Origin of the sequence: Xanthomonas sp. 3498 (assembly GCF_014199795.1) — a bacterium.
Lineage (GTDB): Bacteria > Pseudomonadota > Gammaproteobacteria > Xanthomonadales > Xanthomonadaceae > Xanthomonas_A > Xanthomonas_A rydalmerensis.
This window is the reverse complement of record NZ_JACHOH010000004.1, coordinates 1-20,778: the sequence shown is the minus strand read 5'-3', so window position 1 is coordinate 20,778 and position 20,778 is coordinate 1. Positions and strand designations below refer to the sequence as shown.

The 20,778-nt window shown below is 64.5% G+C and carries 4 protein-coding genes; all 4 read right to left on the bottom strand.

Annotated features, from left to right (window positions below; all coding sequences use genetic code 11):
- Positions 1–17: 17 nt before the first annotated feature.
- Positions 18–11,243 carry a non-ribosomal peptide synthetase gene (locus GGR66_RS12765; protein ID WP_255421685.1) on the bottom strand — a complete coding sequence of 3,742 codons (11,226 nt, stop codon included), beginning with the start codon at positions 11,241–11,243 and terminating at the stop codon, positions 18–20.
- Positions 11,240–12,475, bottom strand: coding sequence for an FtsX-like permease family protein (locus GGR66_RS12760; protein WP_184448504.1), 1,236 nt, complete (start codon positions 12,473–12,475; stop codon positions 11,240–11,242). The genes GGR66_RS12765 and GGR66_RS12760 overlap by 4 nt, the downstream gene beginning before the upstream one ends.
- A gap of 10 nt (positions 12,476–12,485) precedes the next feature.
- Positions 12,486–13,799 (bottom strand): ABC transporter permease, encoded by a 1,314-nt coding sequence (locus GGR66_RS12755; protein WP_184448737.1) that lies wholly within the window; start codon positions 13,797–13,799, stop codon positions 12,486–12,488.
- A gap of 67 nt (positions 13,800–13,866) precedes the next feature.
- Positions 13,867–20,775, bottom strand: a complete 6,909-nt coding sequence (locus tag GGR66_RS12750) for a polyketide synthase (protein ID WP_326521022.1) — start codon at positions 20,773–20,775, stop codon at positions 13,867–13,869.
- Between the last annotated feature and the right edge of the window lie 3 nt (positions 20,776–20,778).

Below are 20,778 nucleotides of genomic sequence, written 5' to 3'. Positions count from 1 at the left end.
TCGTGTTGCGCTCGGGTCTAGATGGTCGCCCTTTCCTGGATCAGGGATGCCGTCGTCGAACACACCTTGCCTACGGTCGCTTTCTCGTGGATCCAGGAGAAATGGCTGTTGTCTCCGAGGGTCTGCAGTGTGAAGGACGACGGCGGCAGCAACGTATCGAGATTGTTGAAGGGCGAACTCGCGTAGTACTCGAACACCTTGCGCTGCTCGTCGCTGCGATGGTCGGCAATGGGCTCAACGGCCTTGAAGAGCACAATGTTGTCGGCGGTTTCCGCTAGCGTTGCCAGCGCCTTTTGATTTGGTCTGTAGCGGTGATTGATCGGATCGAGCGAGTTTGCATGTTTAGGCAGGCATAGATCGTCCACCGCCTTCTCCACGTTGAAGAACGAATCGACCATGAGCAGATTCGAAACCGCTTCACCCTCGCGCAGCAGTTGCAGCGACATCTCCAGGGAGACCACGCCGCCGAAGCTCCATCCGAAGAAGTTGTAGGCGCCGCTTGGTTGCAGCTGGCGTACGTGGTGCATGTAGTACTTGGCGATTTCCTCGAAGGACTGCATGGGGCTGTGCAGGTGCACGTTGTTGAACAGCACCAGGCGCAGGGTCGGGAGCTGTTTCGCCAGGTTGTTGAGGTAGCTTTCCGCGCCGCCTTCGCCGGGCGGAAGGACGAACAGCGTGGGGCCGGCCGTGGCTTCGTTGATGACGAAGTAGGGCTCGAAATCCACGGTGCGGGGACGCGCGGGGGAGGGCTTTGCGGGTTCGGCGCGTTGCGTCGCGTGCTTGCCCACATACGCGCAGAACGTTTGCAGCGCCGCTTCCAGCGACCTGGAAAATTGTCTAGCCTGTTCGTCAGCCAAGCGACTGTCCACATCCACTACCATCCGCGTCCCGATGCAGCGTGCGGTGATATCTATTACGCAGTCGCTCGCGTGTTGATCGCTGCCGGACGTGCTGATGCCGCACATCGCCGGGTCCAGTCGCCAGCGCGCGGTGCCATCGTGCGCATCGCCTGCGTCGGCGGTGCCAGGATCGGCGAAGCTACCCAGGTAGTTGAAGCTGATCTCGGGAAGTGGAGCAGCGTCGCTGCCGTAGACACCGCGGAGCGCGCCGTAGCCGACGCCATTGGAGGGAACGCAATCGCGGTTCGCACGTGTCGCCGCCAGGCTTTGCCCCATGTCGTCCTCGCCGACGATGGCGAGTGGATACATGGCGGTGAACCACCCTAAGACGTCCTGTACGTCCGGGGCATCGTGCAGTATTTCCCGGCCATGGCTTTCCATGGTAACGAAATGACGGGTCCGGCCAGTAACGCCGCGAAGCGCTCGAGCCAGCGCGGCAAGCATCAGGTCGAGCGTGTGCGCCTCACCGACTCTGCGCCCGCGGCCGATCAACACCGCCGTGTCTTCGTCGCTGAGCGCAAAGCGCGTGCGATGGCCGGCGGCTGTGGACGGGTCCTCGCGTAGCACCGGCTGGTCCGCCGTGACCTGTTGCGCGATCTGCTGCCAATGCTGGACTTCTCCGGCTGCCGGGACATACGCTTGCAACGCCTGGGCCCAGCGGAGGATGTCGCCCGCCGGCGGATCCAGTTCTGCGCCATGGTAGAGGGCTTCCAGATCGCGACACAGGATTTCCCAGCTCACCGAATCCACGATCAGGTGATGCAAGGACATCCAGATGCGCGCCGAACCGTCGGCGAATCCATGTACCACGGCAGCCCTGCACAGCGGCCCACGCTCGAGGTCGAAGCCGCCCTGTAGTGCAGCCAGTTGCCACGCCAGTGTGTCTTCGCCGGAGACGCGCAGATCGATAGCGTGGAGCGGAATGTCGCTGTCCTGAGCGTAGAACTGGGTGATGCCCGTGGGGGCGATCGTCGCGGTTCTATACCTGAGGCGGAATGCATCGTGGTGTCGCGACAGCTTGCCGAGCGCGATGCGCAGCCGGTCGGTGTCCAGCGCAGGAGTGCGGATGGTCAGGTACTGGTTCCAGTGCCCACGGTCGTGCAAGTTCTTGGCGAAGAACCATGCCTGGATGGGCAGCAGCGGACATTCGCCGGCAGGTGCCGTATGGGCCTGCGCAGGCAACCTGTCTGACGGATCCTTCAAGACATGTTCGGCGAACGCGGAGACAGTGGGAAAGTCGAAGATGTGCTTCACGCTGACCTTATGAGCGAACTTTCTGCGGATCTGGCTGGTCAGGTGCAGAGCGGCGATGCTGTCGCCGCCGATCTGGAAGAAGTTATCGTGGATCCCAACCGCCCGGCCATGCAGAACGTCGCTCCAGATGCGGCAAAGGCGCGATTCGATCCGTTGCGAAGGCGCCGCATAGATTGCGCCGGGTTCCTCTGGGCACAGGCGCGCCAACGCGCCGGTGTCGAGCTTGCCGTTCACGGTCAGTGGTAGAGCATGCTCCACCCTGACCAGGCTCGAGGGCATCATCGCCCCTGGCAGCTTCGAACGCAGATGGCGGGACAAGGCATGTTCGTCGAGCGCTGGTTCGGCGACGTAGTAGCAGACAAGCCTGTCGCCTCCGTCTTCGTCGTCGCAGCGGGCGATCACGGCGCATTGCGTCATGCCCGGGAAGGACGCGGCTACCTCCTCGACCTCGCCGGTTTCGATGCGAATGCCGTTGATCTTCACCTGCCGGTCGTTGCGGCCGAAGAACTCTAGTTCGCCGCTGTGGCGTCGCCGGGCCAGATCGCCGGTCTTGTACAGGATGCTGTTGCGCCCTTGTTGTCGATCCTCTGCGCTCTGGAAGGGATTGGCGATGAAGCGTTCGCGCGTCAGTTCGTCGCGGTGGAGATAACCTGCGCCGACGCAATCGGCCCCCAAGTGAATCTCGCCAAGGCCACCCGTCGGCAGTTCGCGCAGTGTGTCGTCAAGGATGAGCAGCGCGCTGTTCGGAATGGCTTGGCCAATGTCGTTGCGGTACGGCGCGCCGGGCGCGAAGTACCTGATGGTGTTGTAAACGCTGGTTTCGGTGGTTCCGTAGGCGTTGTACAAGGGCCCCCGATACTCCTGGCGGATCTTCTCGAAGTGATGGCGTCGAAATGTTTCGCCCGCGACAAGCACTGCGCATAGGTGATCGAATCGGGACAGGTCGAACAGTTGCAGGTGGGTCGGGGTGCCACTGATGTAGCTCAGACGTTCCTGGTTCATGCGTCGATAGAATGCGTCGTCGAACACCAGTGTGGACTCGGGAATGATCAAGGTATTGCCGCTCAGGATCGACAACACCAGCTGCTCCACCGAGAAATCGAACACGTAGTTGGCGAGGAAGAGGACACCCTGGCGCGGCGATCCGGCCTCGGCATCGCCGAAGTAGCGACGTGCCAGGCCATCGCGGAAGCTCAGCACATTGCGGTGCCTCACCAGGACGGCCTTGGGCCTGCCGGTGGTGCCCGACGTGTAGATCGCGTAGGCGCGGTGGCCGCCGTCGGCAGTCGTCGCCGGGTTCGGCAACGTTGCGTCCTGCAGTGGCAGCGTCTGCACGTTCACGACTGGTATGTCGTGATGGCGTGCCAGTTGCTGGACGCGCTGTTCGTGGGCGGCTTCCGTCACCACGATCCGTGCGCGCGTGTCTTCCAGCATGAACGCGATGCGTTCGTCCGGGTAGCCGGGGTCGATGGGCACATAGGCAGCGCCGGCCTTCCATGCGGCGAGAATGGCGATCACGGACCACTCTGTCTTGTCCAGCACCAGCGCGACGAAATCGTCGGGTTCGAGCGATATGCGGTTCAGCAGGACATGCGCCAGTTGGTTGGCGCGTGCGTTGAGGTCGGCATATGTCAGGCGTGTGTCGCCATGCACCAGGGCGACATCGTGCGGCATGTCTGCGGCGATCCGCTCGAAGGCGGCGTGCAAGGTCTCGGCCGGTCGCGGTACGGCCAGGGGCGCCGCCGGCAGTGCACGCAGGTCCGTGCCGACATAGCGGATGTCGGACAACGCAGCGGACTCGGCCATCGGCGCGAGACGGCAGAACTCCTGAAGGATATGCCGATAGGTGGCGATGATGCCGTCGATGCTCGCGGCATCAAACAGCGACGCGGCATAAGTGAAGTTGACCCCAAGCCCGTCGGCCTTTTCGGAAACGGTCACGGATAGGTCGAACTTGGCCGTGGTTCTGCCTTCGTCCTCTGGCACGTGCACATGGATCGCCGACCAACCAGTCTCCACCGACTCCCTGTTCAGCAGGCTGAAGACCGCCTGGACGATAGGATGGCGGCTGGTGTCCTTGGCGACTTCCAGGCGCTTGACCAGTTGTTCGAACGGTAGGTCCTCGTGCAGTTGCGCCTGCAGCACGACGCCGCCGACGTCTCGCAGGTAGTCCAGCAGTCGGCCACTGCCGTCGATGCTGGTCCTCAGCACCAGCAGGTTGACGAAGAACCCCACCACGCCATCGAAATCGGCGTGCCTGCGGTTGGCCGATGGGGTGCCGACGATCAGATCGTCTTGCCCGCTGTAGACCTTGAGCGTGAGGTAGTAGGCGGCGAGCAGTACGCTGAAGAAACTGGTGCGCGTGGTCTGCGCCAGGACCTTCAGTTGGTCGGAGGTGCCGACGTCGATGTCGAAGACGATCTCCCGGCCGAGATAGTCGAATTGCGCTGGGCGCGGATGGTCGATCGGCAGGTTGAGCGGCTGCCAGCCGGCGAGCGAACGTTCCCAGTAGTGGAACAACGCGTCCATGCGCTGCTCGGTGAGCTGTTGCTGCTGCCAGAGAGCGAAGTCCGCGTAGGTCGCCTTCAGTGGTGGCAGTGCGTCGTATGCTGTTCCTTGCAGCAGTGCCTGCAGTTCCTCGCGGAAAATCCGCCACGACCAGCCGTCGAAGCAACTGTGGTGGAAAACCAGGCTGGCCACGATGCGATGGGGCATGCCGCCGACGGTAAGAAGGTGGGCGCGAAGCGGGAGTTCTTCGTTCAGTCTGAACACATGGCCGGCTTCGGCCACGAGCAGCGTATCCAGCGCATTGCGGTCGGATACATCGGAACATCGCAGTTCGAACCGCAGCAAGGCTTGCTCTGCCGGGAGAATGCGCTGGATGCGGCGGCCCTCATCCGTGCCTTGCAGGAGGGTGCGTAGCGCCGCATGGCGTCGCAGCAGGGCGCGAAGCGCTGCTGCGACGTCGTCCTGTGCGGTGGGGCGGTCCAGGTCGATCGCCAAGGCGAAGGGGATATTGTAGGCGGCGGTGCCATCGACCAGGTCGTCGATGAACAACAGGCGTTCCTGCGCGAGGGAAGCCGGCGTCGTCGCGCCGGACGCCTCGGCCAGGCCGGCGGGCGAGGCACGATCGGTGCCGGTGGCATGTGCGTTGGCTTTGAGGAAGCGGGCCTGCGCGGCGATGTTCGGATGTGCGAACACCGCGGCGACATTGAAGTTCTGCGCGAAATGTTGGGTAATGGCCTGCGCCAGCTTGATGGCGCGGAGGCTGTCGCCGCCGACGCCGAAGAAATCGTCGCGGCTGCCAATCCGGTCCGGGGCCAGACCGATGACATGTGACCAGAGCCGGCAGAGTTCCCGCTCCACCTCGTTTGCGGGAGGGGCGTAGTCGGTGTCGGTGCCAATCGCGAACTCCGTAGGCGGCAGGCGCTTGACATCCAGCTTGCCGCTGCCGGTCACCGGAATCTCGGGAATCCGGATGATGCGTACAGGAACGATGGCCTGTGGCAACCTGGCCCTCATCCACTGCAGAAGTTCGGTCTCCTGCAACTGGCCGGCGCTGAGGTAGAAGGCGACCAGATACTTCTGCGAAGCGTCGCTGGCGGCGGAATCCGCGTACTCGCGAGCCAGCACGATCGCACGTGCGATGCCCGGATAGGACGACAGGGTCGCCTCGATCTCGCCCAGCTCCACGCGCTGGCCGCGGATCTTCACCTGCATGTCGTTGCGGCCGAGATACTCGAGTTCGCCGTTGGGCAGCCAACGCACCAGGTCACCGGTCTTGTACAGGCGTGCATTGACTCCCTGCGTCATCTCTTCAGCCGTCTGGAACGGATTGGAGACGAAGCGCTCCGCGGTCAACTCGGGGCGATTCAGGTAACCCCGCGCCACGCCGATGCCACCGATGTAGAGTTCGCCCACGCCGCCGACCGGCACGCGCTGCATGCCCGGGTTCAGGACGTAGCAGGCGGTATTGGCGACCGGATGGCCGATACTCTTGTCCAGGCGCGGTACGTGCCTGGGGTACAGGCGCTTGTGGCTGGTGATGGAGATCTCGGTCGGTCCGTAGCCATTGATGATCAGGCCATCGAAGGTGGAACGGATCTTGTCGAAGACTGGTGTGGTGAAGTCCTCGCCGATGGCATCGATTCGCTTCAGCGATGGAATGCTGCCGTATTCGTACAGGGACAGCACCGATGGCGTTCCGGACAGGTAGGTGACCCCGTGCAGGTTCATGTAGGCATACAGCCGTGACGTGTCGCTGCGCATCGCGTCGTCGAGCATCACCAGGGTCTGCCCGGACAGCAGGGCATCGGTCATCTGCTCGACGAAATGGTCGAAGACATAGTTGGAGAAGGATAGAATGGCTTCGTCGCCTTGGTCCTTGCGCAGCCCGAACAACTGCTCGAGCGACGCATGCAGGTTTACTACGCCCCGGTGCTCGATGAGCACGGCCTTCGGCCGGCCGGTGGTGCCGGACGTGTAGATGGCATAGGCCAGATCGGTGCTGGCGGCGGGGCTCTCCAGGTTGTCCGCCGCATGGCGTTCCAGAGGCAGGCCCTGGAGGCCAAGCACCTGGCAGTGAAGGTCGTCCACGAGCTGGTCCAGACGCCCTGCGTGGGCAACGTCGGCCAGGACCAGTTGCGCCTGGGTGTCTTCGAGGACGAAGCGGATCCGCTCGTCCGGGTAGGACGGGTCGATCGGGACGTATGCCGCGCCGGTCTTCCACACGGCGAGGATCGCCGCGATCATCCACTCGCTCTTGTCGACCACCAAGCCGACCAGATCGTCGGGCCTCAGCGCGACGTGTGCGAGCAACAGGCGTGCGAGCTGATTTGCGCGACGGTTCAGTTCGCGGTAGCTCAGCCGCCGCTCGCCCGCCACCACCGCGATCGCGTCCGGCCAGCGCTCCGCCGCGATTTCGAATGCCGCGTGCAAGGTGCGCTCGGCGGGAAAGTCGGTCCAAGTCCGGTTCCAGGCCTCGAATCGGCGGCGATCGCCGTCGCTGATCAGCTCCAGCGCCTGTACGGGGCGTTCGAAGTCGTGCGGAATCTGCTGGAACACGGCGTCCAGCGTTCCCAGCAAGTTGTCGATCGTGTCGTCATCGAACAGTTCGCCGGCATACCACAGATCGACTTCGAGCGTGTCGCCATGTTCCCGTGCAACCACGGCGATCGGATAATCGACTTTGTCTGCGTCGTAAGACTTTTCGAAGTGCAGGTACTCGTGGTGCAGCGCGGCTTCGTCTTCTCCGAGCAGCCGTGGATAGTTTTCCAGCACCAGCAAGGTTTCGAACAGGCGACGCTTGCTGCCTGTGGTCTGGACCATGAACAGCTCTACCGCACTGCGGCTGTTCATCCGGTTGATGGTTTCTTGGATGTCGATCAGTGCTGCGGCGATCGTCTTGCCTGCCTGCTCGGCATGATCGACGATCGCGGGTAGGGTATTGATGTAGAGGCCAACCGAATCCTCGATGCCATCGACCGGCAAGCCGCGACCGGAGACGACCGTGCCCACTGCGGTGATGGGGTGGCCGCCGAGCGCGAACAGTACCTTGTGCCACGCGAACTGCAGCACCGAATGCATGGTCACCCGGTTCTGCGCGCACCAGCGCTTGATCGCGGCCACACAGCGCGCATCCACGGACAAGGTCCTGGTACGGTGTTCGAGAATCCTGTCGTAGTCGCCGAAATCGGCCTTGTAGCGGTGCTGCGCGTTGACGATGCCGGCGAAATCGCCTCTGTCGCTCAGGCGTTCGAACTGTTCCTGCCAGTACTGCAGGTGCTCGTGCCGATGCGATTCCAGGTAGCGCTGTGCGGCGACGTAGGCGGTGTCCTCCTGCAGTTCGATCGACTCGCCGCGCCGCAGCTGGATGTAGAATCGGTGTACGGTGTCGTGCAGCAGCGGAAGGCTCCAGCCATCCAGGATGATGTGGTGGCAACTGAACAGAAGCGAGTACAGCTGCTCTTCCTGCTTGATCAGGTAGACCCGGAACAGTTGGCCTTGATCCAGTTCGTAAGGTTCCATCCGGTCGTGTCGCTGCAGCGCCGCCAGGTAGGCGTGGCGCTCGCCGCGGTCGTGCATCTGGCTCAGGTCGATGTAGCGCCACGCCAGTGAGCGATTGTTGCGTTCGATCCGCTGCAAGGCCTCTTCTCGCCACTCGAAGCGCAGGGACAAGCTCGGATACTTGCCTTGCGCAAGACTCCATGCCTGGCGCATGGCATCGGCATCGATGGCGCGGTGGTAGTGGTGAAGCGACTGCATGACGTAGGCGTCATTGGTGGCCGCGCTCTTCATCCACTGGTAGAGCATGCCTTGCTGCAGTCCGGTGGCCAGCATCGTGACGCCGTCGCTGCCGTCGCCGCCGTCCTCGCTGCGCGGGACGACCGGCGCTTCGGCCTCCTGCGCCACTTTGAGGGTCAGGTGATGGGACAACTGGCCGAACGTCTTCAGCCGATATACGTCCTCGACGCTGACTGCGATGCGGATCCGCTGCCATATCCGCATGATCAGCTGCAGGCAACTGATGCTCTGGCCGCCCTGGCGGAAGAAATCGTCGTCCTCGCCGATCTCGCCGGCACGGATGCCGAGCACTTCGCCCCACTCAGCCTTCAACACGCCAACGACGCCTTCCTCCGCCAACGCGGCGCTGTCCTGGTCCAGGAGCGACGTGGGCAGGGCATGCAGCCCGACGTCGGGCAGGGCATGACGGTCGACCTTGCCATTGACGTTCACCGGCAGGATGTCCATGCGCACCATGCGTGCGGGCACCATCACGCGGATCAGGCGCGATTCGAGGAAGGCCAGCAGGTCGGCTTCGGAGACCGGCTGATCGGTGTCGGCGACGTAGTAGCCGATCAGGCGCCAGTTTCCGGTTTCGATCGAGTCGCCGCGCGCTACCACCACGCATTGGCGAACGCCGGGAAATTCCAGTGCCCGCGCCTCGATTTCGCCAGGTTCGACGCGAACGCCATTGAGCTTGAGCTGGAAATCGCTGCGCCCCATGAATTCGATCTGGCCATCGGGCAGGAACTTCGCCAGATCGCCGGTCTTGTAGATGCGGGCGTTGCGGCCCGCAAGCCGCTCCTGCTCGGTCTGGAAAGGATTGGCCAGGAAGCGCTCGGCGGTCAGCTCCGGGCGGTTCAGATACCCGCTCGCCACACCGGCACCGCCGATGTACAACTCGCCGATGGCGCCGATCGGCACCTGTTTCATGTTCTGGCTGAGGATGTAGCACTTCACGTTGCGCAGCGGCCGGCCGATGCTGCGGTCGTTGCGGGTGGCGTCTCCCGGCGGGTACTCCTTGATGGCGGTGACGAATGCGGTTTCGGTGAACGCGTATTCGTTGACGATCCTGCCCTGGAACTTCTCGCGCAGGGTCCGCAGACCCGATGGCGTCAGTTCCTCTCCCACCAGCAGCAGACGTTTCAGCGAGCTGCAGTGGCTGAGGTCGAAATGCTGGAGTACAGAGCGCGTCCCGTTGAGGTAGCTGATCTGGTGGTCGGCGACGAAACGGGGAAAGCGCAGCGGATCCAGCCTCACGTCGTCCGGAACCACGACCAGGGTGTGCGAGTTGATCAGGGCGATCAAGGTCTGCCGCATGAATGGCTCGAACACCAGTGCAGCGAACAGGGCGACGTGCTCGATGCCCGCATGACGCATCCGGTAGCGCTCGGAGAGGTCGGTGATGCTGTTGACGACGCTGCGATGGAGCTTGGCCACCCCTTTGGGAACGCCGGTGGTCCCGGAGGTATAGGTGACATAGGCGACCTGATCGGACCCGAGGCCCAGGTTCGGATTCGTGGCGGTGACATTGTCGTCCTGCAATGCCTGCTCGATGTCGACGAGTTCGACGTCGAGGCCGGCGTCGGACAGCATCTCCCGAAGCCGATCGAAATAGTGGCGATGGGTCAGGATGCGCCGCGAACCGGTGTCCTGCATGGTGAACTGGATGCGCTCGGGCGGGTAACTCGGATCGAATGGGGTATAGGCCGCGCCCGCCTTCCACAGCGCAAGTGTCGCGACGACGATCCTGTAGCTCTTGTCGAGATACAGCCCGACGATCTCGCCGGGCTTCACGCCCTCCCGCAGCAGCCAATGCGCCATGCGGTTGCATCGCCTGTTCAGCTCGCTATAGGAAAGCCGATCCTGGCCGCAGACAACGGCGCAGCGCTCGGGCGATGCGCCGGCCGCTTGCTCGAACAACTCGTCCAGGCGCGAAGCTTCCGGGAAGTCGCCGTCGGTGGCGTTCCATTGCTGCAGCTGTTGCTTCTGGTCTTCGGAGATCAATTCCAGATCGATCATCGTGCCGTGCGGTCGTGCCACGATCTGGTGCAGCACTTCCACGACGATGTCGAGAACGCCGCGCATGGTCTGGTCTTCGAACAGATCGGGCGCGTAGCTCATGCGCAATTGCAGGCGGCGGTCGGCACGGTCGTCGTGCACGAGCAGCGCCAGCGGCAAGGCCGTCGCCGAGGATGGCAGGCGATCGGCAGCGTCGAGCACGACGGCGTCGAAGCAGCCCTGACCGAGCAGCGCGTCCGCGAGGACAAACGCGTCATCCTGGCGCAGGTCGCGTTCGATTTCCTGGGTCGCCTGCAGACAGCTCAGGGACGATTGCAGCCGATGATCGATGATGGATGGTTGCAGCCTCCGTGGCGCGTCGCCGCTTGCGTCGCGGCTGCTACGGATATAACCAACCACCGTCTGCGCACCGTTGCCATAGGCCTCCAGCACCCTATGCAGGCTCACCAGCGCCATCGCCGCTATCGAGGTGTCCGGATTGCCAGCGATGAAATCCATCAGGCTGGCATATCCGGCGTGCTCTATCACCGCCGACACGGTATGCGCCGAACCGAAGTCGCGGCCGTCGTCCCTGACGACGATCTTGTGGCGCCATGTATCCTTCAGAAGGATGTCGAGATCGCAGCGATCATTCCGTGCGGCATCGATGCGCTGGCGCCAGTCGGCGACGCTTGAAAGGAGGAGTGAGTTGCTCATGTCGTAATAAGCTCCCTGCTGTTGCGGCAATGGGGTGGCATTGCCGCTGATACGAGACGTGGCGCCGGATGGCTGACGCAGGCTTTTCATGCCGAGCGGGTTGCTTCCGCCGGCGGTACGCGCGAGGCGCGTAATGCCGGCGCCAGTACCGCGCCCTGGCCGAGCAGCAGCAGTACGACCATGCCCACGAGGATGTAGAGCGGAGAGAGCCTGGTCAGTTCGAACGAGCTCATCAGCCAGACGTTCAGTCCGATCGCGAGTACGCTGCCAAGCGCCACGCCGATCATGCCGATCAGCAGGTTTTCGGTTAGGAAGTAGTTGACGATGTCGCGCTGGGTCGCGCCCAGGGCGCGGCGCACGCCGATTTGCTTTCGTCGCTGGCCGACCCAGAAGCTGGTCAGCCCGACGATCCCCGCCGCGGTGACGCCGAGCAGCACCAGGGAGATGGCCCCCATCAAGTAGGCCGTTCCGCGGTCGCTTTTATAGACCTGTTCGCGCACCGTCGTGAAGGTGCGAACGCCTCGCTCGGCCGGGAAAACGCGCATGCGATCGAGCTTGACCAAGGTCGCTGGCGCCGAGCGCATTACCGCGTCCAGCTGCCCCGGCTTGGCACGCACCAGGTAGGTGCTGTCGCTGCGCGTGAGCCGCATCGGTAGCAGCGTGACGTTGTCCATGTAGCCATAGCTGTCGGCGCCGGACCACGAGGCCTGTAGATGATCGACGATGCCGATCACGGTGCTCGGCGTTGGATCAGTGTTCCCCAGGTAAATTGCCTTGCCCAGCGCACCGCCGTCCGGAAAGACCTTGTCCGCGAGCGCCTTGGTAATGATCACCTGGCCCGGCCAGGCGAAGTCGTGCTCGTCGCCGGTCTGGATTTCGCTCGGATGGAAGTTGCGTCCGGCGATCAGCCTGGCGCCCATCGTGGAGAGACCATGGTCGTCGATGAAGTACAGCTCGGTGCGGGCCATTCGTTCCCGTGCATTCGGATCCAGACGGACGCCCTCTGGCCAGCTGTCTCCGCCCAGGGGGAACGAATTGCTTTCGGTGGCGTCCTCCACCCCCGGCAAGCGGCGCAACGCCATCAGATCAGCGTCGATCAGTGGCGGCATGTCCTTGGGCGCAACGCCAACACGGTCGCTCTGGATCGTCAGCAGCTCGTGTTCCGCCAGGCCGGTGGGTCGGTAGATACGTTCGATGCGGTGCTGGATGATGCACAGCGCATTGCAGACGACTGCCAGCGTGAGTGCGATCTGCAATGCGATCAGGATGGTGCCGGCCTTGTGTTTCTTGAGCGCGGCAAGAATGGGAGCAAGTTGTCGCATGGTTGTCGCCTCAGTTCGCTTTCAGTTGCCAGGCCGGCTGCACCTGTGCCGCGCGCCAAATCGGGTAGAGCGCCGCGATGACGGTGGCCAGCGTCGCCACCACCAGGGTCAGTGCCGCCAAAGACACGTTCAGCTCGGCCAGGCGCGCGATTTCCGGCTCGAACACCAGGTCGGTGCCGAGCATTCCCAGGCCGGTCAGCAGCAAACCGAGCACGCCGCCGGCCAGGCCGACGGTGCCGGCTTCCACGAGGAACTGCATGTAGATGGCGCTGCGCGGTGCGCCCAGCGCACGACGGATGCCGATCTCCGCTGCGCGGCGCATGAACTTGGCCAGCAACAGGCCGATGGTGTTGACCAGGCAGATCAACAGGAAGCCCAGGCCCAGCAGCGCCGATATCTTCGACTCCGGCGGCACGATCTTCAGGTAGTCGAGCCATTGCGCCACGTCGCGCAGGCGCGCGTTGGGCGGCCAGTTGAAGCGTCCGGACTGCTGCTGTTGTGCCGAATAGTTGCGCAGGTAGTTCAGATAGGATTCCGCGCTCGCCTTGTCGGGCAGTTCGACCCAATAGGCGATCCATGCGCATTCGGACTGCAGCCATGCCTCCCATCCCGCGCCGGGCGTCTTGTAGCAGCTGCGGTTGCCATTGGTCGGCAATTGCAGGCTGATGGCATGGGTGAACGGGATGAACAGCTGCGCGGGTTTGTCGAATCCTCCGGTATTGGCCGCGTCGTAGAACAGCGGCTGGGGATTCCAGCGATCCATCACCCCGCGGATGCGGTAGCTCCTGCCATCGATATTGATTTCCTTGCCGACGCTGTTTGCACCCTTGAAGAGGCTGTCGTTGAGCGAGCGGCTGATCACCGCCACGGCCGCGCGTGACTCGTCCTCGGCCGCCGACCATCCCCCGCCGTAGAGGAAAGGAACGCCGAACATCGGGAAGGCATCCGAGTAGGTCGCGTAGCTGCTCACCTGAAACGGTAGCAGCGCCATGTCGGCGGGCACGATCGATGCCTTGATCGGGTAGAGCGCTGTCTGCCGCATCGCGCGATGGTCGCGCATCAGGGCGATGGTGTCCTTGTAGCTCAAGGCACGCGGTGGCTCGCCACCGTTCTCGATGTTTTCGGTGGGTCCCCAGTTGTCGATCTGCGCCACGAACAGCTGTGCGGACTTTTCCGGAATCGGGTTGCTCGAGGTGGCGCGGAATACGGCATAGGTGGTCATCGATGCGGCTACGCCGACGGCGATCGACAGCACCATCAAGCCGGTTAACACGGGATTGCGCATCAGGCTGCGCAAGCCAAGGTGGAAGTAGTAGCCAAACATCGTCGCTCCTTCATCAATCGCTGACCAAGGCACCGTTCGCGGGCGCCAGGAATTCGTCCCGTGGTTCCTATGCCTCTGTCGCCAGCCGGGTCTCGTGCCGCAACGTATTGGCGTCGAGGAATCTGCAGATGTCCGGCGCGTAGCTTTCCAGGGCTTCGCTGGTCAGCAGGATGTTGTGGTGATATGGCACCTTCAGCTCGGTCACGTCCCCGCGGATGTACTTCTTGAAGAATTCGTATTTCTCCGGGCGATCGGAGTCCTTGGCGATGATCATCAGTACGTTTCCATGGAAGGGGGATGGATCGCGGTAGTAGGCCAGGCGGATGTTGTTGCTCTGGATGGCGCTCATCCGCGCGATCATGGTTTGCTTCAGGTCCTCCGACGCCGTCTGGTAGTCCCTGTAGCTGGAAAGGCGCGATTCGAGGTCCAGGCGGTGCTCTTCGACGGCCTGCTGCGGCCACTCCTCGTCGTAGAGCGGTGCGCCGTCGATCATGATCAGCTTGGCCACCGCCAGGCCGCGTTTCTGCATTTCGGCCGACATGGCGTGGGCGACGATGGCGCCGAACGACCAGCCGAGCAGGTGATAGGGCCCCATGGGCTGGATGACCTGGATCTGCTCGATATAGTCGGCGCACATGTCGGTGATCGTCTCCGGCAACGTGTCGTCGTCGTTCAGTCCGCGCGCCTCCAGCGCATAGACCGGCAGATCCGCGGGAAGGTGCCGCAGCAGCGCCATGTACGGGCGCCCGAATCCGCTGCCGGGGTGGATGCAGAACAAGGGGGGACGTTCACCGCTGCGCTTGAGCGCTAGTGGCTTGCCCTGCGGCGGGCGCTTGGTGAGATCGTCGATCTTTAACGCGATGCGCTCGATGGTCTCCTCCTCGAAGACGATGCGGATCGGTAGGTTCACGTTAAACGCCTTGTTGACGCGGGCTACCAGCAGCGTGGCGAGCAGCGAGTCACCGCCCAGGTCGAAGAATGCGTCGCGCACCCCGATGTCCTGGATGCCCAGTAGTTGCTGCCATATCTCCAGGAGCTGGAACTCGATGGTGGTGCTCGGCGCGACGCAGGCGGTGCCGCCGCCACGGACATAGAGCTGCATGCCCGCCGCGTCCTGGGGCGACTTGTCGATCCACTTCTCCATGCGCGCCTGCAGGTCCACGGTCGAATGGACGAGCTGCGGCACATCCGACCAGGACAGGGCGTATACAAGCGCTTGCGCGCCTTCACGGCCATCGACGCCATGGGCGTTTTCCTTGGCGGGCTCGCCGGCGAAGTGCCAGCCGTCCCAGTTGATGCTGAGCCATGCCTCGTCGCCTTGCGCATGCCGCGCGGTGGCAAAGGCGTCCATGTAGGCGTTCGCGGCGGCGTATGCCGAAAAGCCCAGGCCGCCCAGCACGCTCGACAGCGATGACATCAGGACGCAAAAGTCTACGTGCCGGTGTTTCAGCACGCGCTGCAGCACCATCGTGCCCTTGACCTTGGGAAGGAACTGGGCGCGGCTGCGCTCGAGCGTCGTGTCGGCCAGGGAGTGCATCGAATCGCGGACCTGGCCCGCGCAATGGATCACGCCGTCGATGTTGCCGAAACGGATTTCGGCCTGCTCGAAGGCATCGATCATCTGTGCCTCGTCGGTAACGTCGGCCTGGCAGACGAGGACCTGCGCGCCCCTGGACTCGAGCGCGAGCAGCCGTCCCAGCTTCGGAACCACAGGATCGCTCGGGCTGCGCTCGGCAATCCAGTTGGCCCATAGCGAACGCGGCGGCAATTCGTCGCGCACGATCAGTACCAACTTGGCGGACATCGCTGACAGGTGTTCGGCGAGCGCGTATCCGACCTTGCCCAGACCGCCGGTGATCACGTAGACGCCGCCGCGTTTGATGCGTGGCTGCAGGTGCTCGTCCGGCACCTTGCGGGGCTCGTAGGTTTGCGTCCAGCGCGCTCCGTTGCGAAAGGCGACGACGCTGTCGTTGCGTTCGGTCATCAGTTCGCCGAAGAGGCTGGCGCTTGCCGCGGACAGGGCGCCCTCGCTGCGGTCTTCCGTGTACGGGTCACTGAGATCGATAAGTCGCGAGCGCAGGTTCGGATGTTCTTGCGGTGCAACCTTGCACAGGCCGAGGATCGGTGCATGGTGCGGCGCGAGCAGTTCCGCGCCGGTCACACGAAACAGGTCGTGCGTCACCACGTGCATCGCCGCGTCGTCGGCCTGCAGCCGCGCCATCAGGATGGCGATGGCGAACGCCAGGCTGCAGTAGCCGTTGCGCTGCTGCGCCAGGAACAGGTCGAAGCCGAGCAGTTCGGTCTGCGCCTGGCAGCGCTCCAACGACCAGAGGTGCACCAGGCGGTCGATGCGCAGACCGTCGCGTTCCAGGTTGTCGGCAAGTTCACCATAGTGGCGCGGGTCGTCGGCAACGATCGCGTAGTCGTCCGGACCGAGACGGGCGAATAGATCGCCATTGCACACCGTGATCGTCCGCTGCCCCGCGTGACGCAGTTGCTGCACGAGGCGCTCGCCGATTCCACCGCGATCGGACATCACCACCCAGGTCAGCGGATGCGTGGCGTGAGCGCTGCCCGGCCTGGCCTTGCTGCCGCGCAACCGCCACAACGGAGCGTAGAACCAGTCTTGCTGATGCGGACGGCGCGCGTCGGCAGACGGTGCTGCCTGCGCAACATGACGGGGGGTATCCACCCAGAACCTGCGGCGCTGGAACGGATAGGTCGGCAGCGGCACGCGTCGCCTGCGCGCGGGGGCGTGATAGGCGGCCCAGTCGATGACGCCGGCGCCATGCACCCAGATCTGGCCGATGCAACGCTGCAGTGATCGGGCGTCGTGATCCGATGTGGTGGCGTGGCCGAGGGCCGGGACCACGGTATGCGCGCTTGCATGCACGCGCTGCCGGGCGAAGCCGCTCAGCGCCTGCCCGGGGCCCACTTCGACGAAGACGCATCGGCTCCTCAGTGGCGAGGTCGGCGACAGCAGGACGTCCATGCCTTCGGCGAAGCGGACCGTGCCGCGCAGGTGCCGCACCCAGTATTCCACGTCGGTCGCTTCCTCGGCGGAAATGAAGCCGCCGCTGAGGTTCGACACGTAGGCGAGGCGCGGCGCATGCATCGACACGGTGCTCAGCGTCTTGCGCCATGCAGCGAGCATCGGCTCCATCATCGCGGAATGGAAGGCGTGCGATGTTTCCAGATCCCGGCAGTCGATGCCCTCGGCGACCAACTTTTCACGTAGTGCAGCGATGGCGGCGGGAGCGCCGGACACCGTGCATTTGCCCTTGGCGTTGACTGCGGCGATGTCCACAGCGCAGTCGGACAGCCTCGCCCGCAGGCGTTCCTCGTCCTCGCGCACGGACAGCATCCGCCCCGGTGCCATTGCCTGCATCAGGCGGCCGCGCGTTGCGACCAGCCTCAATCCATCCTGCAGGGAAAATACGCCCGCCAGGCAAGCGGCGACGTATTCGCCCAGGCTGTGGCCGATCATCGCATCCGGAGTGAGTCCGTAGGACTGCAGCAGCCGGGCCATGCTGTACTCCACGGCGAACAGCGCCGGCTGTGCGAGCCAGGTCTGGACCAATTGCCGGTTGGCATCCTCGCGTGCCTCGTGCGGTGGATACAGCAACTCGCGCAGGTCCAGGCCAAGCGCGGTACGCAATCCTTCCGCACAGGCGTCCAGTTGTTCGCGGAACACCGGTTCGGTCTTGTACAACTCGCCGGCCATGCCTGCGTGCTGCGCTCCCTGTCCGGGGAACATCCAGATCAGCGAAGCATGCGGGTCCGACGTGTTGGTCGCCTCGGCCGGGGCCGAGGTCAGCGCTGTGGCGGCGTCCGCGGCCGTCGTGCAGACCACCGCGCGGCGCCAGGCGTGTGCCGTGCGGCCGGTTTGCAGCGTGTAGGCAACGTCTGCCAGCGGCGCCGCCTGGTCGCTACGCAGATAGTCCGCAAGCCGCGTACTCGCCGCCTGCAAGGCCTCCGCGCTGCGTGCCGACAGTAACAGCAACTGCGCCGGCCGCGTTGCCGAGTCGCTCGCCGCCGGCGGCGCTTCCTCCAGTACGACGTGCGCGTTGGTGCCGCCGATACCGAACGCGCTGACGCCGGCGCGGCGCGGCCCGTCCTGCGTGGGCCAGGGGCGCAGTTGGGTATTCACGTAGAACGGACTGGCGGCGAAGTCGATCTCGGGGTTTGGCTGGAGGTAGTTGATGCTCGGCGGCAACTGCCCGTGCTTGAGTGCCTCCACCGTCTTGATCAGGCCGGCCATGCCGGCCGCGGTATCCAGGTGACCGATGTTGGGTTTGACCGATCCGATCGCGCAGCGTTGCGCAGGCTCGCCCGCGAAGGCGTGGCTGAGTGCGCGCATTTCGATCGGATCGCCCAGCACGGTGCCGGTGCCATGCGCTTCCACGTAGCCGATGCTCGCCGGCGATACGTCCGCGTTGCGCTGAGCCTGCTGGATGACCCGCGCCTGTCCGATCACGCTCGGGGCGGTGTAGCCGACCTTGTCGGCGCCATCGTTGTTGACCGCCGACCCTTTGATCACGGCGTGAATGGTGTCGTTATCGGCCAGAGCATGGTCCAGCCGCTTGAGCAGTACCACGCCCGCCCCGTTGCCGGCCCGCGTTCCCCGCGCGTCACGGTCGAACGCACGGCAATGGCCGTCCGGCGAGTTGATGTTGCCTTCCTCGTATCGATAGCCGCCTGGACCGAATTCGGCGATGCCGGCCGCACCGGCAAGCGCCATCCGGCTCTCGCCTTGCGCAACGCTGCGGCAGGCAAGGTGCACGGCCACCAGTGAGGTGGAACAGGCGGTGTTGACGTTGACGGCCGGGCCCGACAGGTTCAGCTTGTAAGAGATGCGCGTGGCGGCGAAGTCCTTGCTGTTGGCGTGCACGATGCTGGTGCCCAGCGCCGAAAAGGCGTCCAGCTGCGGCAGCAGGTGTTGCAGCACGTATTGGTTTTCGCCAACGCCGACGAAGACGCCGACCGGCCGTTCGCTTCGGGCATCGCCGTAGCCTGCGGTCTCCAACGCCTCATGCGCGCATTCCAGCAGGATGCGCTGCTGCGGATCGGTCACTTCCGCCTCGCGCGGGGTGAAGCCGAAATAGTCGGCGTCGAAGTCGGTCACGTTGTCCAGCAGGCTTCGCACCGGCACGAACCCGGGATGGTCGAGCAGGGCCGGTTCCACTGCGGCATCCAGCAGCTCTTCCCGGCTGAAGCGGCGCAGCGATTCCACGCCGTTGGCGATGTTGGCCCACAGGGTCGCGACGTCGCTGGCGCCGGGAAAACGGCCGGCCATGCCGATCACCGCGATCGCGCATCCTGGGTCGGAGGCGGCGGACTGCTCCGGCGTCGGGCCGACCGCCGCCGGTTGCTGTGTGCCGACCGATATGTGCTCAGACAGTCTGGCGATGGTCGGGTGCGCGAACAGGTCGGTGATGGAGATGTCGACGCCGATGTTGTCGTGGATCTTCTGCCGCAGCGCGATGATGTGCAGCGAGGTGCCGCCCACATCGAAGAAGTTGTCGTGCATCCCGACGCGATCGAGCGCGAGAAGTTCCTGCCAGATGCCGGCCAGCAGCGTTTCGGCCTGGCTTCGGGGTGGGACGTAGTCGTGGCGCGCGAAGGCGCCATCGTCGGGCGCGGGCAACGCGTTGCGGTCGAGTTTGCCGCCGGGGGTCAGCGGCAATGTGTGCAGGATGACGAACGCGGCTGGCACCATGTAGTCGGGCAGGCCGGCGGCCAGGTGCGCGCGTAGTCGCGCGATCAGTTCGGAGGTGCCGTCGTTGCTGCCCGGTTCGCTGTGCGCACGGGGGACGACATAGGCGACCAGGCGCTTGTCTGTGCCCTCGCCACGCGCGAGCACGACGTTGTCGCGCACGTTGGGGTGCGCGGCCAGACGCGCCTCGATCTCGCCCAGTTCGATACGGAAGCCGCGCAGCTTGACCTGGTGGTCGTTGCGGCCGAGAAATTCGATGCTGCCGTCAGGCAGGTGGCGCGCCAGGTCGCCGGAGCGGTACAGGCGCGCGTCGGGATCGGCGACAAACGGGTCCGGCAGGAAGCGTTCGGCGCTGAGTGCCGGACGGTTCAGGTAGCCGCGGGCAACGCCGACGCCGCCGATGCACAGTTCCCCCACCGCGCCGGGCGGCACCAGTTGACCGTGCGCGTCGAGGATGTAGACGCGGGTATTGGCGACGGGGCGGCCGATGAGCGTTGCCGGGTCTTGCGCACGTACCACCTGGCTGGTGGCGTTGACGGTCGTCTCGGTCGGGCCGTAGCAGTTGAACAGCGTCGGCCTGACGCCCCCGTCGCCGAACCAGGCCTGCAGCGCGTGCCGGCTGGTCGCTTCGCCACCGATGACGATGTGGCGCAGCGTCCGCGGCGCACGCGCTTCGCTCCATGCGTCGGCCCACTGCGACCAGAGCGAGGTGGGCAGGCTGAGCGCAGTAATGCCGTGGGCGGTGCAAAGCTCGTTGAACGTGGACGCGGAGGCTAGCCAGGCATCGGTCCGCAGCACCAACGTGGCGCCGCTGCAAAGCGCGCCGAAGATTTCCTCCACCGAGACGTCGAAGCATGGCGACGAGAACTGCAGGAGGCGATCGTGCGCAGTCAGCCCGTAGAGGCTTTTCAGTGCCCAGATCTGATTGCAGACCGAGCCATGTTCGATCATTACGCCCTTGGGGGTTCCGGTGGACCCGGAGGTGTAGATGACGTAGGCCAGGTGGCGGGCGTGCAGGCCGAGGGCATGCGGATCCGGATCGGTCTGCGGCTGTTGGTGCCAGGCCGGATGCGGGTGGTCCAGGTCCAGCACGTGGCGGCCCGGCAGCGCCTCGTCGCCGAGGGCGATGCGGCCGGCGGCATCGACCAGCAGCAGGGCCGGATCGGCATCGTCGAGGATCTGCTGCAGGCGTGCGGCGGGATAGTCCGGATCCAGCGGCACGTAGGCGCCGCCGGCCTTGAGGATGGCGAGCAGGCCCACGAC

Bases quoted from the DNA above. Each gene is read 5' to 3' on its own strand.
- GGR66_RS12765 (WP_255421685.1), bottom strand. From the start codon at position 11,243: ATGAAAAGCCTGCGTCAGCCATCCGGCGCCACGTCTCGTATCAGCGGC.
- GGR66_RS12760 (WP_184448504.1), bottom strand. From the start codon at position 12,475: ATGCGACAACTTGCTCCCATTCTTGCCGCGCTCAAGAAACACAAGGCC.
- GGR66_RS12755 (WP_184448737.1), bottom strand. From the start codon at position 13,799: ATGTTTGGCTACTACTTCCACCTTGGCTTGCGCAGCCTGATGCGCAAT.